The sequence below is a fragment of the Pseudomonas sp. GCM10022186 genome (genome assembly GCF_042656385.1).
In the GTDB taxonomy this organism is placed as follows: Bacteria; Pseudomonadota; Gammaproteobacteria; order Pseudomonadales; family Pseudomonadaceae; genus Metapseudomonas.
Genome location: NZ_JBHSOU010000052.1, coordinates 114,559 through 132,927, shown reverse-complemented (window position 1 = coordinate 132,927; position 18,369 = coordinate 114,559). Strand labels below are relative to the sequence as shown.

Sequence of the window (18,369 nt, the reverse complement as noted above, 5' to 3'; positions counted from 1 at the left end):
GCCGATCCGGTAGGGTGCGCCGTGCGCACCGGCGGTTTGACGTGGTGCCGAAGCCGATCCCGGAATCGGTGCGCGCAGCGCACCCTACGGTCCAGGCCAGGCGAAAGGGGGCGGCCTTGTGCACGGGGGAGGATTCGCCCCCTTATAGGGGGCCAAAAGCAACTCCACCGGGTTCCGCTTCGCCGCATCGAGGTGAATCCCCCTTCCCGGTCATTTCTCCTCGGAGCCTACGCAAGGGCGGAGCCAGCCGTTATGCTGGCTCCGCCCTTGACCGACGGAGCTGCAGATGCCTCTCGCCCCCTCCCCCCGCCTGCTGTTGCCCCTGGGCCTCGCCCTGCTCGCCGCCTGCGCCCAGCAGCAGACCGGCCCTGTGCTGGTCCAGGACCAGCAGGATGATTGCCCACTGTCCCTCGAACAGGGCCAACCCCTGGTCCTGACCCTGCCCAGCAATCCCACTACCGGCTTTCGCTGGGTGGTACGCGACGCCGCGGCCAACGTGCTGCAGAGCCTTGGCCCGGAAGTCTACTCGACGCCGGAAGACGCCGGCCTGGTGGGCAGCGCCGGCCAGTCCACCTGGCGCTTCAAGGCCAACCATGCTGGCGAGGGCCGCCTGCACCTGGACTACCAGCGCCCCTGGGAGGCCGGCGTGGCGCCCGCCGAGAGCTTCGACTGCCAGATCAGCGTCAGATAACGGCAAATGTTCGCGCCTCTGGCGTCAGCCGCCTGACGCGCGCGCCGATATGGTGATCCCCTGACGGATACGCGAGAGCACATATCGGAACCCTGATCTCCGGCCTGGCCGGCGTGCAGGCCTTTTTCGCGGCGGCCCGGGTGCGCTGCTACTGCCGGTGGCCTGCTACGCCTTGGCCATCAGCACTATGCTCTGGCGCGCCCCCGCCCGCCTGGGAGTCGGCTCCGACCGCCAGTCGGCGCTGATGACGGCGGGTGCAGCGGCGCTCTTCGTGCGGTCCGAAAGCCTGATCGGCATCGACCGTTTCGTGATCCCCTTCAATGGCGCGAATTACTTCATCATCCTCAGTTACCGGCTCGGCCAGTGGGCCATCGCCACCTCCGCCATGGCATTTCCCGGCACCGCTCCAGCCCGGAAAAATCCATCGGCACCCTCCCGGGAAATCGGCTATAGCAATTAAGCGGACACTCAAATAGGGAGCGTGCGATGGGCAACCTCGTACAACTGTGGAGCTTGCTGTGCTGTGCAGCTCTTCTCACGGGTTGCGGTAGCCTGCTGCCAAGCGAACGCGCTGAAGTGCTGTCACCGTTTCGGGACTACACCGATGCGGAGATCCGCTATTCCCAGGCAGTGCCAGGCAAGACGACCCGCCCCGAGCTCTTTTCCCTGGGCTTCGACCCGCTGATCCAGGGCAATGGCAAGATGCTCTCCTTCATCGACGTGCGCCTGATGTTCGTGCAGCCCAATGTGCCCATCGACTATCTGCCCGATGGCCTGATGAAGTGCCTGGAGGCCAAGGACCGCTGCATCGGCTATGCCTTCGAGTTCACCAAGACCGATACCCAGCGGGTCGGCAGTTTCTGGGCCGATGTCTTCAACTTCCGCAAGAATCGCGAGCTGCAGGGCTGGGTGTTCCGCGCGGTGTTCGTGCTGGTGGACGATGTGCTGGTGCACAAGGTGAGCAATGGCGAGCCGAACATCCGCCGCTTCGAGGTCAAGCGCAATCCGCTTGGGCCCTTGCAAGGCGCAGGCGAGTTCTTTTCCGATCAGCTGAAGTGAGGGAGGTTTGGCCGCGTCGCCCAGTCCGTTAGAATGCCGGCCTTTTCCCTTGCTGGTACCGGCCCGTGACCGAAAGCCCCGATCGCATCTACGCCAATCCCCAGGCACAAGTCGCCGATTTCGCCTTCAACGAGGACGTGGTCCGGGTGTTCCCGGACATGATCAAGCGCTCGGTGCCGGGCTACCCGACCATAGTCGAGAACATCGGCGTGCTGGCGTCCCGATTCGCCCAGCCCGGCACTCCGCTCTATGACCTCGGCAGCTCCCTCGGTGCCGTGACCCAGGCCCTGCGCCGCCATGTGAAGACCGACGGCTGCCGGGTGATCGCTGTGGATAACTCCAGCGCCATGGTAGAACGCTGCCGCGAGTACCTGCACGCCCAGGACGCCATGTTCCAGGAATTGCTGCCGGTGGAGGTGATCGAGGCCGACATCCTCGCCCTGGACTTCCAGCCCTGCTCCCTGGTGGCGATGAATTTCACCCTGCAATTCGTGCCCCGCGAACACCGTACCGAGCTGCTCGGTCGCATCCGCCAGGCCCTGTTGCCGGGCGGTGCACTGATCCTCTCGGAAAAGCTGCGCTTCGAGGACGCCGAGGAGCACCAGTTGCTCACCGACCTGCACATCGCCTTCAAGCGCGCCAACGGCTACAGCGAGCTGGAAATCGCCCAGAAGCGCAGCGCCCTGGAAAACGTGATGCACCCCGACAGCTTCGAAGAGCACCGCGCGCGCCTCCTGGCCGCCGGCTTCTCCAAGGTGCTGCCCTGGTTCCAGTGCCTCAATTTCGCCTCGCTGATCGCCCTGCCATGATTCGTACGCTGGACCTCGACGCCCTGCAGCAAGCGCTGGCGGGCACCCCCCTGCAGGATTGGGCCGCCGACCTGCCGGGACAACTGGACGCCAAGCTGGCGGTCGGCCATGGCGACCTGGAGCGCTGGAGCGCCGCGGTCGACGCCCTGCCCCCCCTGCAACCGCGGCAGGTGGAGCTGGCCCAGCGCTTCCTGCTGGACGGCCCTTGCGACGAAGCCACCCGCGCCGCGCTGAAGACAGCCCTGCAGGGGCTGATCCCCTGGCGCAAGGGCCCCTTCGAGCTGTTCGGCGTGCATGTCGACACCGAATGGCGCTCGGACTGGAAATGGTCGCGGGTGGCACCGCACCTCGATCTGCGCGGCCGTCGCGTACTGGACGTGGGCTGCGGCAACGGCTACTACCAGTGGCGCATGCTGGGGGCCGGCGCCGACAGCGTGGTAGGCATAGACCCCAATTGGCTGTTCTTCTGCCAGTTCCTGGCCATGAAGCGCTTCCTGCCCGATCTGCCGGCCTGGCACCTGCCACTGGCCCTGGAGGAACTGCCGCCGAAGCTGGAAGGCTTCGATACCGTCTTTTCCATGGGCGTGCTCTACCACCGCCGCTCGCCCATCGACCACCTCTTCGACCTCAAGGACTGCCTGCGCCGCGGCGGCGAACTGGTGCTGGAAACCCTGGTGGTGGAAGGCGATGCCCAGCAGGTGCTGGTGCCCGAGGACCGCTACGCGCAAATGCGCAACGTCTGGTTCCTGCCTTCGGTACCGGCGCTGGAGCTCTGGCTGCGCCGGGCGGGCTACGTGGATATCCGCTGCGTGGATGTCAGCTACACCAGCGTGGAGGAACAACGCAGCACCGAGTGGATGCGCTTCCAGTCGCTGCCCGAGTTCCTCGACCCCGCCGACCACAGCCGCACCATCGAGGGCCTGCCCGCTCCTGCGCGGGCCGTACTGATCGCACGCAAACCCTGACCTGGCCCGGGACCGCTTCGCGGTCCAAGGCGAATGAATTCGCCCCTACAGGAAATGCACAATTCCCTTGTAGGGGCGAATTCATTCGCCAAGCAGGCCGAAGGCCTGCCCTTCTCAGCCCTTGGCTGCCGCCGAAACGATCAGCTGCTTCATCTCCACCACCGCCTGCTTGAAGCCGACGAACAGCGCGTGGGCCACCAGGGCATGGCCGATGTTCAGCTCGTTGATCCCCGGAATCGCCGCCACCGGTTCGACGTTGTGGTAGTGCAGGCCGTGGCCGGCATTGACGATCAGGCCGAGCTTCAGGCCCAGGGCGACGCCGTCCTGGATACGCTTGAGCTCGCGGGCCGCCTCTTCCGGGGTGTGGGCATCGGCGTAGCGGCCGGTGTGCAGTTCGATGGCCGGCGCGCCGACGCGGTGGGCCGCTTCGATCTGCTGCGGATCGGCATCGATGAACAGCGACACTTCGCTACCCACCCCGGCCAGACGCTCCACGGCAGCACTGATGCGCGCTTCCTGGCCGGCGACGTCGAGGCCACCCTCGGTGGTCAGCTCCTGGCGGGTTTCCGGCACCAGGCAGACGTGTTCCGGACGGATCTCCTCGGCGAAGGCCATCATCTCCTCGGTGACGCCCATCTCGAAGTTCATCCGGGTCTGCAGCACTTCCTTCAGCAGGCGCACATCGCGCTCCTGGATATGCCGGCGGTCTTCGCGCAGGTGCACGGTGATGCCATCGGCACCGGCTTCTTCGGCATCCAGGGCCGCCTTGACCGGGTCCGGGTAGCGGGTGCCGCGGGCCTGGCGGAGGGTGGCGACGTGGTCGATGTTGACGCCGAGAAGTACGCGGTTGGCTTCAGTCACGGGGAGGTTCCTTGATCGTCATGAAAAGCTCGCGGCTGACCAGTGGCCGGCCGCCCAGGTGAGGTGCCAGGGCCTGACGCATGAGGCGCTTGGCTGCGCCGAGGGCGCCGGGAGCGCCCCAGTCGGCTTCGGCCAGGGCGAGGAGTTCGCGGCCCTGGAACAGGCCGGGCTGCAACTGCCCCACCGGCTCCAGCCCGGCATCGGGCACGAGGCGGTAGATGCCTTCGGCGGCAATGGGCTGCCCGGCCAGGTCCGTATCCAGGGCGAAACCATAGCCCAGCTGGTCCAGCAGGCGCCATTCGAATGCACGCAGCAGGGGCTCCAGCGGACGATTGGCGGCCAGGGCCTGGAGGGTCGCGGCATAGTGGTCGAAGAGCGCAGGCTGCGGGTCTTCGGCGGGCAGCAGGCGGACCAGCAGTTCATTGAGGTAGAGGCCGCTGAACAGCGCTGCGCCCGCCAGCAGGTTGGGGACGCCGATGCTTTCCAGGCGAACCACGTTCTTCAGCTCGCCACGACCGCGGAACTCGGCCTCAAGGGGCAGGAAGGGCCGCGCCAGGGTGCCGGCCTTGCCACGTGCGCCGCGCAACACGGCGCGCAGGCGGCCTTCGGCGGTGAAGAAGTCGACCAGCGCGCTGCTCTCCCGATAGGCCCTGCTGTGCAGGACGAACGCCGGTAGCGCCGCGCCGATCATGGACAGGCTCAGAGGTCGTTGTAGCCCAGGGAACGCAGGGCACGCTCGTCATCGGACCAGCCGCCCTTCACTTTCACCCAGAGGTTGAGCATGACCTTGGAGTCGAACATGGTTTCCATGTCCTTGCGTGCATCCTGGCCGATGCGTTTGATGCGTTCGCCGCCGTCTCCGATGATGATCTTCTTCTGGCCGTCGCGCTCCACCAGGATCAGGGCGTGGATATGCAGGATATGGCCTTCCTGCTTGAACTCTTCGATCTCCACGGTGATCTGGTAGGGCAGCTCGGCGCCCAGCTGGCGCATGATCTTCTCGCGCACCAGTTCGGCGGCGAGGAAGCGGCTGCTGCGGTCGGTGATCTGGTCTTCCGGGAAGAAGTGATCGCCTTCCGGCAGGCGTTCGGCCACCAGGCGCTCCAGGGTGTCCAGGTTGTGCCCCTGGAGGGCGGAAATGGGCACCACTTCGGCGTTCGGCAGTTGCTCCTGGAGCCAGGCCAGGTGCGGGATCAGCTCACCCTTCTCGTCCATGCGGTCGGTCTTGTTCACCGCCAGCAGCACCGGGCCCTGCACGTACTGCACGCGCTCCAGCACCAGTTGGTCTTCCTCGGTCCAGCGGTCGCGGTCGACCACGAAGACGACCACGTCCACGTCCTTCAGGGCCGCCGAGGCACTGCGGTTCATGTAGCGGTTCAGAGCCTTGTCGCTTTTCTTGTGCAGGCCGGGGGTGTCCACGTAGATCGCCTGCACATTGTTCTCGGTCTTGATGCCGAGCATGTTGTGGCGGGTGGTCTGCGGCTTGCGCGAGGTGATCGCCAGCTTCTGCCCGAGGATGTGGTTGAGCAGCGTCGACTTGCCCACATTGGGGCGGCCAACGATGGCGACGTAGCCGCAGCGGGGGGTATCGAAATCAGTCATTGCCATTCTCCACGCCGAGGGCAACCAGGGCGGCGGCGGCGGCCACCTGTTCGGCGATACGGCGGCTGGCGCCCTGGCCCTGGGTCTTGTCATTCAGCAGGGTGACCTGGCACTCGACGAAGAACGTACGGCAGTGCGGTTCACCCTGGATATCCACCACTTCATAACGTGGCAGTTCGCAGGCCCGGGACTGCAGGAACTCCTGCAGGCGGGTCTTGGGGTCCTTGTTGGTATCCACCAGGGTCAGGCCTTCGAGCTCATTGGCCAGCCAGGCGAGGACGCGCTCGCGCGCGGCCTCCATGCCTGAATCCAGGTAGATCGCGCCGATCAGCGCTTCCAGGGCGTCGGCGAGAATCGACTCGCGGCGGAATCCGCCGCTCTTCAGCTCGCCCGAGCCCAGTCGCAGGTACTCGCCCAGCTCGAAGCCGCGGGCCAGCAGGGCCAGGGTCTCGCCCTTCACCAGTCGCGCGCGCAGGCGCGACAGCTGGCCTTCGCGAGCCTGGGGGAAACGCTCGAACAGCGCCTCGCCGGCGACGAAATTGAGAATGGCATCGCCGAGGAACTCGAGGCGCTCGTTGTTACGCCCCGCGTAACTGCGGTGGGTCAGGGCCAGGGTCATCAGACTCTGGTCCTTGAAGGTATAGCCGAGCTTACGCTCGAGACGGCTGAGAGATACGCTCACTGGGCTCGCACACGGAATTCTTTGTCGAAGCGCACCACCAGATCGAGGTTCTCGACCAGGGGCTCGCGTTTTTCATATTTGAGGTGAGCCAGGAACTCGTTGTTTTCCAGGGTCACCTTCAGCGCCTTGTCCAGGTCCAGGTCACGGATGCCGTTGACCTGCATGCCCTTGCTGACATGGCTGTAGAAATCGGGGATGGTCCTGATTTCCAGGGCTTTCTCGGTTTCCACCGAGCCGATGATCTTCTCCAGGGAGAAGAAATCGAGGTAATGCGGGATGATCTTGAAAGCGGTGCTGGCCAGGAAAGCCACTACGGCCAGGACCAGCAGCCAGCCCAGAACCGACATACCCTTCTGCTTACGCGCGAACGTCATGATCGACCTCAATGTCTGTGTTTTTATGGAAGCCGGATGGCCCGCAAACAAGACTATATAGCGCTTGCGGCGCTGTCATGAACAACGCCGCAAAACCGCGATGGCGACCGAGCGATCAGTGAATCAGGCCCACTCGGGAGAAGTTCGGCACGTTGCGCAGCTTGGGATCGGGCCAGCTCATCCACACGGCGAAGGCCTTGCCGACGATATTGCGGTCCGGAACCATGCCGAGCAGGTCCTTCGGAATGCGCGGATCGTTCCAGTAACGGCTGTCGTTGGAGTTGTCGCGGTTGTCGCCCATCATGAAGTAGTGCCCCTGGGGCACCAGCCACTCGCGGCCCGGTTCCATGCGATAGCGCTTCATTTCCTTGCGGATCAGGTGCTCGGCCTCGCCCAGTTTCTCCTGGTACAGATTGGCGCTGCCCAGGGTGCCCGGCTCTTCGCCCAGCAGCTTCTCGGCGACCGGCTGGCCGTTGACGGTGAGGCGCTTGTCGCTGCTATAGGCGATGCGGTCGCCCGGCAGGCCGATCACGCGCTTGATGTAGTTGATGTTCGGATCGCTAGGGTAGCGGAACACCATCACGTCGCCGCGCTGCGGATCACCGACCTCGATCACCTTGTTGTCCAGCACCGGCAGGCGGATGCCGTAGGCGAACTTGTTGACCAGGATGAAATCGCCCACTTCCAGGGTCGGCTTCATCGAGCCGGAAGGAATCTGGAAGGGCTCGACCAGGAACGAGCGCAGCACCAGCACGATGGCCAGGACCGGGAAGAAGGACTTCCCGTACTCCACCAGCAGAGGCTCCTTGCTCAACCGGTCGAGCACTTCCGGATCGGGCTCGTTGACTTGCCCCTCGTAGGCGGCAACCGCGGAACGCCGGCGCGGGGCCAGCAGAACCAGGTCGATGAGCGCGAGCACGCCGCAGACGGCCACGGCGATAACCAACAACAGCGGGAAATTGATCGACATAGACCCTAGCTATCCACTTTGAGCACAGCGAGGAAGGCTTCCTGCGGGATTTCCACGCTGCCGACCTGCTTCATCCTTTTCTTACCGGCCTTCTGCTTTTCCAGCAGCTTGCGCTTACGGCTGACGTCGCCGCCGTAGCACTTGGCCAGAACGTTCTTCCTGAGCGCCTTTACGGTAGTACGCGCGACGATCTGTCCACCGATCGCCGCCTGGATCGCCACGTCGAACATCTGCCGCGGGATCAGTTCCTTCATTTTTTCGGTCAGCGCGCGGCCTTTGTAGTGGGCCTGGTCGCGATGCACGATGAGAGCCAGGGCATCGACCTTCTCGCCGTTGATCAGCACGTCCAGCTTCACCAGATTAGCCGGTTCGAAACGATCGAAGCTGTAGTCCAGCGACGCATAGCCACGACTTACCGACTTCAGGCGATCGAAGAAGTCCAGCACCACCTCGTTCATCGGCAGGTCATAGCAAACCTGAACCTGCGAGCTGAGGAATTGCATGTCGCGCTGGATGCCGCGCTTCTCGATGCACAGGGTGATGACGTTGCCGAGGTGCTCCTGGGGAACCAGGATGTTGGCGCGCACTATGGGCTCGCGCATCTCGGCGATGGACGCAAGGTCGGGCAGCTTGGACGGGTTGTCGACATAGATGATGTCGCCGTTCTTCTGCACGATCTCGAAGACCACGGTGGGCGCGGTGGTGATCAGATCCAGGTCGTATTCGCGCTCCAGGCGCTCCTGGATGATCTCCATGTGCAGCATGCCGAGGAAGCCGATACGGAAGCCGAAGCCCAGGGCCTCGGAGCTTTCCGGCTCGTACTGCAGGGCGGCGTCGTTCAGGGTCAGCTTCTGCAGGGCTTCGCGGAAGTCCTCGAAGTCATCGGAGCTGACCGGGAACAGGCCGGCGTAGACCTGCGGCTTGATGCGCTGGAAGCCCGGCAGCACGTCCACGTCCGGCGTGCTCGACAGGGTCAGGGTGTCGCCCACCGGGGCGCCATGGATGTCCTTGATGCCGGCGATGATGAAACCCACTTCACCGGCCTTCAGGTCGGGCATCTCGGTGTGCTTCGGGGTGAATACGCCCACGCTGTCCACCTGGTGGACCTTGCCGGTGGACTTCACCAGGATCTTGTCGCCCTTCTTCACCCGGCCATGCTTGACTCGCACCAGCGAGACCACGCCCAGGTAGTTGTCGAACCAGGAGTCGATGATCAGCGCCTGCAACGGTGCGTCCACCTCGCCTTCCGGCGCCGGGATGACCTTGACCAGTTGCTCCAGCACGTCGATCACGCCCATGCCGCTCTTGGCGCTGCAGGGTACGGCGTCGGTGGCGTCGATGCCGATGATGTGCTCGATCTCGTCCTTGACCCGCTCCGGCTCGGCCTGGGGCAGGTCCATCTTGTTCAGCACCGGCATGACCTCCAGGCCCTGCTCGATGGCGGTGTAGCAGTTGGCCACGGACTGGGCTTCCACGCCCTGGCCGGCGTCCACCACCAACAGCGCGCCCTCGCAGGCCGCGAGCGAACGGCTGACTTCGTAGGTGAAGTCCACGTGGCCGGGGGTGTCGATGAAGTTCAGCTGGTAGGTCTTACCGTCCTGCGCCTTGTAGTGCAGGGTGACGCTGTGGGCCTTGATGGTGATGCCACGCTCGCGCTCCAGGTCCATGGAATCCAGCACCTGGGCCTCCATCTCGCGGTCGGACAGGCCGCCGCACATCTGGATGAAGCGGTCTGCCAGGGTCGACTTGCCATGGTCGATGTGGGCGATGATGGAGAAATTGCGGATATGACTCAGGTCACTCACGGATGAACACTCGAAAAAGCCGCGAGCAGGCTGCTCGCCGAAAAATAGCGGGGGAGTTTACCTGATCGGCGGCCAGCCCGTCACGCCCATGCGGCGGACGGCGGAAACGAAAAAGGGCGGCCATTGGCCGCCCCTTGGCGCGGGAACCGCTTTACTCGGCCAGCTTGAAGGTAATGAAGCTGGCGCGTCCCTGGCGCAGCACGCGCATGGATACCGAACGGTTCTTCGGCAGGTCCTTGGCGACCTGGGTGAAGGTCTTGGCGGAGGTGATCGCCTGGTTGTTCAGGTGGGTGATGACGTCGCCCGGGCGCAGGCCCATCATGGCGGCCGGGCCCTCCAGCACGTCCTTGATCACGACGCCGCCCTGGATGTCCAGGGCCTTCTTCTGCTCGTCAGTCAGCTCGACCACGCTGACGCCGAGGCGGTTGCTGCTGCGCTCGACGCCGTCGCCGGCTGCAGCGGCCATCTCGTCGCCGTCCTCCGGCAGGGCGCCGATGGCCATGTCGAGGGTCTTGCGGCTGCCGCCACGGACCACTTCGAGCCTGATCTTGCTGCCCGGCTTGAGGTTACCCACCAAGTGCGGCAGGTCGGCGGAGACCACGATCGGCTGGCCGTTCATGCTGAGGATGACGTCGCCCACCTGCAGGCCGCCCTTGGCCGCCGGACCACCTTCCTGAACCTGGGCCACCAGGGCGCCGGCGGGCTTGTCCAGGCCGAAGGACTCGGCCAGGTCCTTGTTCACTTCCTGGATCACCACGCCCAGCCAGCCGCGGCTGACCTTGCCTTCGGACTTGAGCTGGTCGGCAACGCTCATGGCGACGTCGATCGGGATGGCGAAGGACAGGCCCATGAAGCCGCCGGAACGGGTGAAGATCTGCGAGTTGATGCCGACCACTTCGCCATCCAGATTGAACAGCGGACCGCCGGAGTTGCCCGGGTTGATGGCCACGTCGGTCTGGATGAAGGGGACATAGTTCTCGTTCGGCAGGCTGCGCCCCTTGGCGCTGACGATGCCGGCGGTCACTGAGTGATCGAAGCCGAAGGGCGAACCGATGGCCAGCACCCAGCTGCCCACCTTGAGATCGTCGGACTTGCCGATCTTGACGGTGGGCAGGTCCTTGGCCGCGACCTTCAGCAGCGCCACGTCGGTGCGCGGATCGGCGCCGATCAGCTTGGCCTCCAGCTCGCTGCGGTCGGACAGGCGCACGAAGATCTCGTCGGCGTCGGCCACCACGTGGTTGTTGGTCAGGACATAGCCGTCCTCGGAGATGATGAAGCCGGAGCCCAGGGACTGGGCCTCGCGCTGGCGGCCACCCTGGGGATTGCGCGGCATCTGCGGCATGTTGCGCTCGAAGAACTCACGCAGCATGGGCGGCAGCCCTTCCAGGTCGGGCATCGCCTGGGCACCGGCGGCGCGCTGGGGCAGCTTCTGCCGGGTGCTGATGTTGACCACCGCCGGGGACGCCTCTTCGACCAGGGGCGTGAAGTCCGGCAGTTCGGCACGGGCCACGAGGGTTTGACCAAGCAGCAGCAGGGCTGCCACAGCGGTCATGCAGGATTTGAGGTTAAGCATCGACATACAGCTCCCGTCGCATAACGAGTGGTATGAACTCGCCGGGCCACCCGGCCCTGCGAGCAAAACATAAACACAAAAGCAAAACGAGCCCGGAGCATCAGCCCCAGGCCCGGTGGAACATCGTGAAAAAGACAAGGCGGGAGCCGAGGCCCCCGCGCCTTGAAAAGGTAGTAGATCCTGTAGCGCGGATCATTGCGTGGCAGAAGCCTCCGCTGCCCGCATGGACAGGGCCACACGCTCGGCCGTCCCCAGTGGGATCTCGCCGACCACGGTCACCATCACATCGCCATCGGCCGTACTGACCCGCTTGGACACCATGACCGTGGGCCCCAGCTGGCTGCGGGCATCTTCGACCACGGCACCGTGCAGGGGCTCGAGAAATACCGAGAATCGTGCCAGGCCATCGCTGTAGAGCAGACTCGACACGGAGTCGGAAGAGGCCGGACTACGGCGCTCCTGCGCACTGGTCAGACTGAACCCCGGCGGCAGCCATTCGGAACGCCAGAGAGCAGACTTCTCGTTCGGTGCCTCGCTGACCCGCACCGCCTTGCAGGCCGCACCAGGCTGCAGGTCAGTGTCGGCCGGGGTGCCGGCAGTGTCGATGCGGGTGAACTGGAATCGTTCCAGCAACTGACCCTTGTCGCCGAGCAGCAGCGACTTGAGCGGCAGACCGGTGTCCCGGTCCAGATGCAACTCGAAACCGTAGCGGTGCTGGTCACGTGGCGCCAGGCTCAGGACCACGGCCGGCCGGCCGGCTACGCGGGACTCGCCCGCCAGCCGCAGGTCATACCATTCGGAGAGCTGCTTGGCGTCGAGTCCGCGGGCGGGCCATACCTGACCATCGGCCATCTGATCGGACAGGGACCCGCTCACGCATTGGGTGCGCCCGTTGACGCGCACCACTTCCTGCGCCGGACCATCGAGCTGCAGCAGACGCTCGCGCACTTCTCCACCCTGCTGGACCTGGTGCCAGACCTGGTGAGTGGAGAAACTCCCATTTCGTTCGTAGACGAACGTTCCCTGGAAACTCTGGCGCTGCTCCGCGTCAGCGAGGCGCTGCAGCCAGTCCTGAGCGTCGGCGGCCTGGGCTGATTGGGTCAGCCAGCCGCCAAGCAAGATGAATACCGGAAGTGCGCGCATGTTCCTCCTCAGCGGCTCTCCAGACTGGCGGCGCGAGCATAGGGCAGCGCGCTGTCGCTACCGCTCATCGCGGCCTGCTGGGCATGTTGCCGCAGGTAGGCCGGCAAGCGTTTCTCGTGCCAGCCGGAAGACGACTGGGTCGCACCGATCGGCTGCTGCGCCTGCTGGCCACCTTCACTATAGCCGGCCAGTACGGCACCCTGCTGCGCCTGCGGCATCACCATCGCCGGCTGGGTAGCCTGCTGCTGCGCCAGCTGCTGGGTGCCCGCGACCTCGTCCTGGTTGTACAGGCGTACCCCCGCCAGCACGGCCAGGGTCACCGAGGCAGCCACGGCCAGGCGGCCCAGGTTGCGCCACGGACCAGGCACGGCCTTGGCCGGCGGCGCCGCTTCCTCGGCCAGGGCGGCCGAAACCGCCGCGGCGATGTCCAGGCGCGGCTCCAGCAACTCCTTGTGCATCACGGCACGAGCGATCTGGTAACGCGACCAGGTGGCCCGCAATTCTTGATCTTCGCTGGCGGCGAGAACTCGACGCAGCTCCAGTTCGTCCGCCTCGTTATCCATTACAGCGGACAGCGATTCCTGCAAAGCTTCACGACTCATGGCGGTTCCCCTCTTGGCTGTCGCCGCTGTCTCAGGTTCCATGCAACAAGGGTTGCAAGGCTTTATCGATGGCTTCCCGCGCCCGAAAGATGCGGGATCGCACAGTACCGACCGGACACTGCATGACACTCGCAATGTCTTCGTAACTCAGGCCGTCGAACTCGCGCAGCGTCAATGCCGTGCGCAGATCTTCCGGCAACTGCTGGATGCTCCGGTGCACTGTGGCCTCGATCTCGTCGCGAAGCAGGGCTCGCTCGGGCGACTCGATATCCTTGAGAGCGTGGTCGCCGTCATAGAACTCGGCGTCCTCTGCACTTACATCACTGTCCGGCGGGCGTCTTCCACGCGCCACCAGATGGTTTTTCGCCGTGTTGATGGCGATGCGGTACAGCCACGTATAGAAGGCGCTGTCACCGCGGAAGTTTCCGAGTGCGCGGTAAGCCTTGATGAAGGCTTCCTGAGCCACGTCCTGGGCTTCCTGGGCGTCATGCACGAAACGCACGATCAGCCCGAGGATCTTGTGCTGGTACTTCAACACCAGCAGATCGAAAGCCCGCTTGTCGCCCCGCTGCACCCGTTCGACCAGCTGCTGATCCTGTTCCTGGGTTAGCATGAACACTCCTCGTCGATCTCGAAGGGGTGTCGCGCCAGCCAGTGGATCGGCTTGCCAAAATAGACTCGGGCGTTGCGCAAAAGTTCTCCCCTCCAAGCAAGCTTCCTGCAGATAGTTTTCTTACCTGCACGGAATGGCGCAGCAGGGCCCGCGGCCATGCTGCGCCGAATATGTATCGCTTGATCTACAGGCATCCGGGCTGCACATTTGATGTGCATTCGTTGCATCGATGTAAGCAAGCAGCGTCTCTTCAAAATGGTGACCCTGAATGGAACCTGAACGACTAAAAAAGTTCCCCGGCACCATACATGGTCATAAGCGAGCTATTGTGCCGCCCACCCCGGCTATATACTAGCCGCCGCTCTTCTTGCGGGAACCGATATGAGCCAACATTTCCAGCATGACGTCCTGGTCATCGGCAGCGGCGCCGCCGGCCTGACCCTGGCACTCACCCTGCCGTCGCACCTCAATATCGTCGTACTGAGCAAGGCCGACCTCAGCAATGGTTCGACCTACTGGGCCCAGGGCGGCGTGGCCGCGGTGCTGGACGACACCGACACGGTCGATTCCCATGTCGAAGATACCCTGGTCGCCGGCGCCGGCCTGTGCCGCGAGGACGCCGTACGTTTCACGGTAGAACACAGCCGGGCGGCCATCCAATGGCTGATCGACCAGGGCGTGCCCTTTACCCGCGACGACGAGAACACCCGCGAAGACGGCGGCTTCGAGTTCCACCTCACCCGTGAAGGCGGCCACAGCCACCGGCGCATCATCCACGCCGCCGACGCCACCGGGGCGGCGATCTTCAATACCCTGCTGGAGCAGGCGAAGAAACGGCCGAACATCCAGCTGCTCGAGCAGCGGGTCGCGGTCGACCTGATCACCGAGCGCAAGCTCGGCCGCAAGGGCCAGCGCTGCCTGGGCGCCTATGTGCTGAATCGCAACAACGGCGAGGTGGACACCTGCCATGCACGCTTCACGGTGCTCGCCTCGGGCGGCGCCGCCAAGGTCTACCTCTATACCAGCAACCCCGACAGCGCCTGTGGCGACGGCATCGCCATGGCCTGGCGCGCCGGCTGCCGGGTGGGCAACCTGGAATTCAATCAGTTCCACCCCACCTGCCTCTACCACCCCCAGGCCAAGAGTTTCCTGATCACCGAAGCGGTACGGGGCGAAGGCGGCCTGCTCAAGCTGCCCAACGGCGAACGCTTCATGCAGCGTTTCCATCCGCGCGCAGAACTGGCCCCGCGCGACGTGGTGGCCCGCGCCATCGACCACGAGATGAAGCGCCTGGGCGTCGACTGCGTCTACCTGGATATCAGCCACAAGCCCGCCGAGTTCGTGAAGAGCCATTTCCCCACGGTCTACGAGCGCTGCCTGGACTTCGGCATCGACATCACCCGCGAGCCCATCCCGGTGGTACCGGCGGCGCACTATACCTGCGGCGGCGTGGTGGTGGACCAGCACGGCTGCACCGACATACCTGGCCTGTACGCCATCGGCGAGACCAGTTTCACCGGCCTGCACGGCGCCAATCGCATGGCCAGCAACTCGCTGCTGGAGTGTTTCGTTTACGGCCGCTCGGCGGCGGAACACATGCTCAGCCAGCTGGACCAGGTGCCGATGCCCCTCGACCTGCCCACCTGGGACGCCAGCCAGGTGACCGACTCGGACGAGGACGTGATCATCGCCCACAACTGGGACGAGTTGCGCCGTTTCATGTGGGACTACGTGGGCATCGTGCGCACCAGCAAGCGCCTGCAGCGCGCCCAGCACCGGGTGCGCCTGCTACTGAGCGAGATCGACGAGTTCTACAGCAACTACAAGGTGAGCCGGGACCTGATCGAACTGCGCAACCTGGCACTGGTCGCGGAGCTGATGATACGTTCGGCCATGCAGCGCCACGAAAGCCGCGGCCTGCACTACACACTGGACTATCCGGACCTGCTGCCCGAGGCCAAGGACACTATTCTGGTGCCGCCCACCTTCGGCGACTGAACCCCAGCCTCACCCGCAACCGGCGGTGCTGATCCCGTTCCAGGGCATCCGCCGGTATGCACAGCCCTCTTGCCCACCACTCTCCCGACAGACGGAAACGCAGGATCACCGCCTGCGGTAATGCCAGGCTGTCCGGGCGCAATTGCACCGGCCGCCAGCCTTCGGACTCCCGCCACAGCTGCCAGCCGTCGCCATCCAGGCGCAGGCCGGTGAAGGCCTTGGGCGAGGTCAGCAGAATCTGCCTGGGCAGGCACCAGGCCGCATGAAGCACGCAGGCGAACAGGCCGGCCATCCGCACCCACGGGGGAAGTTCGGCCAGCGACAGGGCCAGGACGGCCAGGAACCACAGGATCAGGTAGAGGGCCAGCAGGCGCCGCGACGGGCGCCAGTGGCATTCGAAGGCGTTACTTGGGCTGGACACGGTCCAGGATCATGCGAACCATGCGTCGCAGATCCGCATCCTCCGGCTCGCCGCGCTGCATGAACCAGCCGAACAGGTCCTGATCCTCGCATTCCAGCAGCTTGCGGTAGCGGGCCTGGTCCTCGGCATCGAGGTCCGGATAGACCTCCTTCACGAAGGGCACCAGGAGCACGTCCAGTTCGAGCATGCCACGACGGCTGTGCCAGAAGAGTCGGTTGAGTTCAATTGCGTCGGCCATCACAGCGCCTCCAGGGAAGAGGCGGGCATTATAACCACAGCCGCCGGCCCGGGCACCCGCTGACAAGCCCCCGGCGGGACTCTATGATGGCGCCCCAGACTTTTTTCCAGCGATCCGCAATGGCCGACTCAGCATTCTTCTGTCCGCTCACCCATGAAGGCCTGCTCGCCGTCCGCGGCGTGGATGCCACGAAATTCCTCCAGGGGCAGCTGACCTGCAACCTGAATTACCTGGACCTGGCCACCAGCAGCCTGGGTGCCCGTTGCACACCCAAGGGCCGGATGATCTCCAGCTTCCGCATCATCCAGGAGGGCGACGGACTCCTCCTGGCCATGTCCGGCGACCTGGTCGAGGCCCAACTGGCCGACCTCAGGAAATACGCCGTCTTCTCCAAGTCCACCCTGACCGATGAAAGCGCCGAATGGGTGCGTTTCGGCCTCAGCCAGGGCGATGGTGCCCTGCTGTCCCTGGGGCTGGCCCTGCCGCAGACCGCCGACAGCGTCGCCCGTGACGGCCGGCTGATCGCCCTGCGCCTTGCCGATGGCCGCGCCGAACTCTGGGCGCCCCGTTCCGAGGCCGCCAGCCTCGAATCGCGACTCGCCGCCCAACTGCCCCTGGCAACGCTGGACGCCTGGCTGCTGGCCCAGGTGCGCGCGGGTATCGGCCAGGTCTTCGGCGCCACCCGCGAGCTGTTCATTCCCCAGATGATCAACCTCCAGGCCCTGGGTGGCGTCAGCTTCAAGAAAGGCTGCTACACCGGCCAGGAAATCGTCGCCCGCATGCAGTACCTGGGCAAGCTCAAGCGCCGCCTCTACCGCCTGGCGCTGGCGGAAGGCGAAGCGCCCCTGCCTGGCGCCGAACTCTTTTCCCCGGTGCATCAGAGCTCCGTGGGCGAAGTGGTGCTGGCGGCCCCGGCGACGAACGGCTGCGAACTGCTGGCGGTGCTCCAGGAAGATGCCGCGAACGACGGCCGCATCCAGCTGGGCGCTGCCGACGGCCCCGCCCTGAGCCTGCTCAGCCTGCCCTATACCCTGGACGCCGACCGGGAAATCCAACGCTAGCCCGCCCTTGCCGGCCCTGATGAGAACCCCAATGAGCAAGCTTGCCGATAAAGTCCAACAGGATCTGATCCGCGCCATCGACAACGATGAGCTGGTGCTGCCGACCCTGCCGGAAGTAGCGCTCCGCGTGCGCGAAACCGCCGAGGACCCGAATGCCAGCATTCAGGACCTGACCAAGGTGATCGGCAACGATGCCGCGCTGACCGCGCGCATCATCAAGGTGGTGAACAGCCCGCTGCTGCGCACCAACAAGGAAATCACCGACCTGCAGATGGCCATCAGCCGGCTGGGCATGAATTACACCAGCAACCTGGCGACCGGCCTTGCCATGGAACAGATGTTCCAGGCCACCTCGGACGTGGTCGACCGCAAGATGCGCGAGGTCTGGAACAAGAGCACCGAGATCGCCGGCATCTGCCACGTGCTCTGCCGCCACTACACCCGCCTGATGCCCGACCAGGCCACCCTGGCCGGCCTGGTGCACCAGATAGGCGTGCTGCCCATCCTCACCTACGCGGAAGAACACAACGAGCTGCTGGCCGACTCCATCAGCCTCAACCATGTGATCGAGCGCATCCATCCGCTGATTGGCGACCGTATCCTGCGCACCTGGGAATTCCCCGAGCCGATCGCCGCCGTGCCCAGCCAGTACCTGGACTTCAGCCGCAATTCCCCACGGGCCGACTACATCGACATCGTCCAGGTCGCCACCCTGCAGAGCTACCTCGGCAGCGAACACCCCTACACCCAACTCGACTGGAGCCAGGTGTCCGCCTTCGCCAAGCTCGGCCTCGATCCCAACGTCGACATACAGGCCGACGAGGACCTCTCCGCCGCCATGGAAGCGGCCATGGGCATGCTCCAGTAAGGGTTGCGCGCATCCCGTCCAGCGCTAGACTCAG

General features: G+C 64.9%; 21 protein-coding genes. 8 read left to right on the top strand and 13 right to left on the bottom strand.

Features of this window, described 5'->3' with window-relative positions; genetic code table 11:
• The first annotated feature begins 286 nt into the window (after window positions 1-286).
• The 5 genes from ACFPU0_RS17760 to cmoB all read left to right on the top strand — a co-directional run bounded on the left by ACFPU0_RS17760 (window position 287) and on the right by cmoB (window position 3,524).
• Window positions 287-691 (top strand): protease inhibitor I42 family protein, encoded by a 405-nt coding sequence (locus tag ACFPU0_RS17760; RefSeq protein WP_377694579.1) that lies wholly within the window; start codon window positions 287-289, stop codon window positions 689-691.
• Between the two features lie 187 nt (window positions 692-878).
• Window positions 879-1,151, top strand: a complete 273-nt coding sequence (locus tag ACFPU0_RS17755; protein ID WP_377694578.1) for a lysoplasmalogenase family protein — start codon at window positions 879-881, stop codon at window positions 1,149-1,151.
• A 26-nt stretch (window positions 1,152-1,177) separates the two neighbouring features.
• Window positions 1,178-1,750 (top strand): hypothetical protein, encoded by a 573-nt coding sequence (locus tag ACFPU0_RS17750; protein ID WP_377694577.1) that lies wholly within the window; start codon window positions 1,178-1,180, stop codon window positions 1,748-1,750.
• A 65-nt stretch (window positions 1,751-1,815) separates the two neighbouring features.
• A complete protein-coding gene (gene cmoA, locus ACFPU0_RS17745) occupies window positions 1,816-2,559 on the top strand; it encodes a carboxy-S-adenosyl-L-methionine synthase CmoA (RefSeq protein WP_377694575.1) in 744 nt (247 codons plus the stop codon).
• Window positions 2,556-3,524, top strand: coding sequence for a tRNA 5-methoxyuridine(34)/uridine 5-oxyacetic acid(34) synthase CmoB (gene cmoB / locus ACFPU0_RS17740; RefSeq protein ID WP_377694574.1), 969 nt, complete (start codon window positions 2,556-2,558; stop codon window positions 3,522-3,524). Before cmoA ends, cmoB begins: the two co-directional genes overlap by 4 nt.
• 114 nt (window positions 3,525-3,638) lie before the next feature.
• Here the strand turns inward: cmoB and pdxJ are convergent, their stop codons facing one another.
• The 11 genes from pdxJ to rpoE form a co-directional block, all read right to left on the bottom strand.
• Complete coding sequence (gene pdxJ, locus ACFPU0_RS17735; protein WP_377694573.1) at window positions 3,639-4,385, bottom strand: pyridoxine 5'-phosphate synthase; 747 nt, start codon at window positions 4,383-4,385, stop codon at window positions 3,639-3,641.
• A complete protein-coding gene (gene recO, locus ACFPU0_RS17730; RefSeq protein WP_377694572.1) occupies window positions 4,378-5,076 on the bottom strand; it encodes a DNA repair protein RecO in 699 nt (232 codons plus the stop codon). The genes pdxJ and recO overlap by 8 nt, the downstream gene beginning before the upstream one ends.
• An 8-nt stretch (window positions 5,077-5,084) precedes the next feature.
• Window positions 5,085-5,987 carry a GTPase Era gene (gene era / locus ACFPU0_RS17725; RefSeq protein WP_377694570.1) on the bottom strand — a complete coding sequence of 301 codons (903 nt, stop codon included), beginning with the start codon at window positions 5,985-5,987 and terminating at the stop codon, window positions 5,085-5,087.
• Window positions 5,980-6,669, bottom strand: coding sequence for a ribonuclease III (rnc, locus tag ACFPU0_RS17720; RefSeq protein ID WP_377694569.1), 690 nt, complete (start codon window positions 6,667-6,669; stop codon window positions 5,980-5,982). Before rnc ends, era begins: the two co-directional genes overlap by 8 nt.
• Complete coding sequence (locus tag ACFPU0_RS17715) at window positions 6,666-7,043, bottom strand: DUF4845 domain-containing protein (RefSeq protein ID WP_377694567.1); 378 nt, start codon at window positions 7,041-7,043, stop codon at window positions 6,666-6,668. The genes rnc and ACFPU0_RS17715 overlap by 4 nt, the downstream gene beginning before the upstream one ends.
• Before the next feature lie 115 nt (window positions 7,044-7,158).
• Window positions 7,159-8,013 (bottom strand): signal peptidase I, encoded by an 855-nt coding sequence (lepB, locus tag ACFPU0_RS17710; RefSeq protein WP_377694566.1) that lies wholly within the window; start codon window positions 8,011-8,013, stop codon window positions 7,159-7,161.
• Between the two features lie 5 nt (window positions 8,014-8,018).
• Window positions 8,019-9,818, bottom strand: coding sequence for a translation elongation factor 4 (lepA, locus tag ACFPU0_RS17705; protein ID WP_377694565.1), 1,800 nt, complete (start codon window positions 9,816-9,818; stop codon window positions 8,019-8,021).
• 151 nt (window positions 9,819-9,969) lie between these two features.
• Window positions 9,970-11,391: a DegQ family serine endoprotease gene (locus tag ACFPU0_RS17700; protein WP_377694564.1), complete on the bottom strand. Its 1,422-nt coding sequence runs from the start codon at window positions 11,389-11,391 to the stop codon at window positions 9,970-9,972.
• Window positions 11,392-11,583: 192 nt separating this feature from the next.
• On the bottom strand, window positions 11,584-12,534 hold the full coding sequence (locus tag ACFPU0_RS17695; RefSeq protein ID WP_377694563.1) for a MucB/RseB C-terminal domain-containing protein: 951 nt from the start codon (window positions 12,532-12,534) through the stop codon (window positions 11,584-11,586).
• 8 nt (window positions 12,535-12,542) lie between these two features.
• Entirely contained in the window at window positions 12,543-13,136 is a 594-nt protein-coding gene (locus ACFPU0_RS17690; protein ID WP_377694562.1) for a sigma-E factor negative regulatory protein, read from the bottom strand.
• 31 nt (window positions 13,137-13,167) lie between these two features.
• Complete coding sequence (gene rpoE, locus ACFPU0_RS17685; RefSeq protein WP_044870604.1) at window positions 13,168-13,749, bottom strand: RNA polymerase sigma factor RpoE; 582 nt, start codon at window positions 13,747-13,749, stop codon at window positions 13,168-13,170.
• A 381-nt stretch (window positions 13,750-14,130) separates the two neighbouring features.
• Here rpoE and nadB point away from each other — a divergent pair, with 381 nt between their 5' ends.
• Window positions 14,131-15,747, top strand: a complete 1,617-nt coding sequence (gene nadB, locus ACFPU0_RS17680) for an L-aspartate oxidase (RefSeq protein ID WP_377694561.1) — start codon at window positions 14,131-14,133, stop codon at window positions 15,745-15,747.
• Here the strand turns inward: nadB and ACFPU0_RS17675 are convergent.
• On the bottom strand, window positions 15,716-16,168 hold the full coding sequence (locus ACFPU0_RS17675) for a protein YgfX (protein ID WP_377694560.1): 453 nt from the start codon (window positions 16,166-16,168) through the stop codon (window positions 15,716-15,718). The two genes, nadB and ACFPU0_RS17675, sit on opposite strands and share 32 nt — an antisense overlap.
• Window positions 16,152-16,406 (bottom strand): succinate dehydrogenase assembly factor 2, encoded by a 255-nt coding sequence (locus ACFPU0_RS17670; protein WP_377694559.1) that lies wholly within the window; start codon window positions 16,404-16,406, stop codon window positions 16,152-16,154. Before ACFPU0_RS17670 ends, ACFPU0_RS17675 begins: the two co-directional genes overlap by 17 nt.
• A gap of 119 nt (window positions 16,407-16,525) precedes the next feature.
• Here ACFPU0_RS17670 and ACFPU0_RS17665 point away from each other — a divergent pair, with 119 nt between their 5' ends.
• Both ACFPU0_RS17665 and ACFPU0_RS17660 read left to right on the top strand, forming a co-directional pair.
• Complete coding sequence (locus tag ACFPU0_RS17665) at window positions 16,526-17,467, top strand: YgfZ/GcvT domain-containing protein (protein ID WP_377694558.1); 942 nt, start codon at window positions 16,526-16,528, stop codon at window positions 17,465-17,467.
• A 31-nt stretch (window positions 17,468-17,498) separates the two neighbouring features.
• On the top strand, window positions 17,499-18,335 hold the full coding sequence (locus ACFPU0_RS17660; RefSeq protein ID WP_377694557.1) for an HDOD domain-containing protein: 837 nt from the start codon (window positions 17,499-17,501) through the stop codon (window positions 18,333-18,335).
• Window positions 18,336-18,369: the final 34 nt, after the last annotated feature.

Coding starts and splice junctions, on each gene's coding strand:
- ACFPU0_RS17660 (WP_377694557.1), top strand. CDS start 17,499: ATGAGCAAGCTTGCCGATAAAGTCCAACAGGATCTGATCCGCGCCATC.
- ACFPU0_RS17755 (WP_377694578.1), top strand. CDS start 879: ATGCTCTGGCGCGCCCCCGCCCGCCTGGGAGTCGGCTCCGACCGCCAG.
- ACFPU0_RS17700 (WP_377694564.1), bottom strand. CDS start 11,391: ATGCTTAACCTCAAATCCTGCATGACCGCTGTGGCAGCCCTGCTGCTG.
- ACFPU0_RS17690 (WP_377694562.1), bottom strand. CDS start 13,136: ATGAGTCGTGAAGCTTTGCAGGAATCGCTGTCCGCTGTAATGGATAAC.
- ACFPU0_RS17760 (WP_377694579.1), top strand. CDS start 287: ATGCCTCTCGCCCCCTCCCCCCGCCTGCTGTTGCCCCTGGGCCTCGCC.
- rpoE (WP_044870604.1), bottom strand. CDS start 13,749: ATGCTAACCCAGGAACAGGATCAGCAGCTGGTCGAACGGGTGCAGCGG.
- ACFPU0_RS17670 (WP_377694559.1), bottom strand. CDS start 16,406: ATGGCCGACGCAATTGAACTCAACCGACTCTTCTGGCACAGCCGTCGT.
- ACFPU0_RS17715 (WP_377694567.1), bottom strand. CDS start 7,043: ATGACGTTCGCGCGTAAGCAGAAGGGTATGTCGGTTCTGGGCTGGCTG.
- era (WP_377694570.1), bottom strand. CDS start 5,987: ATGACTGATTTCGATACCCCCCGCTGCGGCTACGTCGCCATCGTTGGC.
- ACFPU0_RS17695 (WP_377694563.1), bottom strand. CDS start 12,534: ATGCGCGCACTTCCGGTATTCATCTTGCTTGGCGGCTGGCTGACCCAA.
- ACFPU0_RS17665 (WP_377694558.1), top strand. CDS start 16,526: ATGGCCGACTCAGCATTCTTCTGTCCGCTCACCCATGAAGGCCTGCTC.
- ACFPU0_RS17750 (WP_377694577.1), top strand. CDS start 1,178: ATGGGCAACCTCGTACAACTGTGGAGCTTGCTGTGCTGTGCAGCTCTT.
- nadB (WP_377694561.1), top strand. CDS start 14,131: ATGAGCCAACATTTCCAGCATGACGTCCTGGTCATCGGCAGCGGCGCC.
- lepB (WP_377694566.1), bottom strand. CDS start 8,013: ATGTCGATCAATTTCCCGCTGTTGTTGGTTATCGCCGTGGCCGTCTGC.
- recO (WP_377694572.1), bottom strand. CDS start 5,076: ATGATCGGCGCGGCGCTACCGGCGTTCGTCCTGCACAGCAGGGCCTAT.
- cmoB (WP_377694574.1), top strand. CDS start 2,556: ATGATTCGTACGCTGGACCTCGACGCCCTGCAGCAAGCGCTGGCGGGC.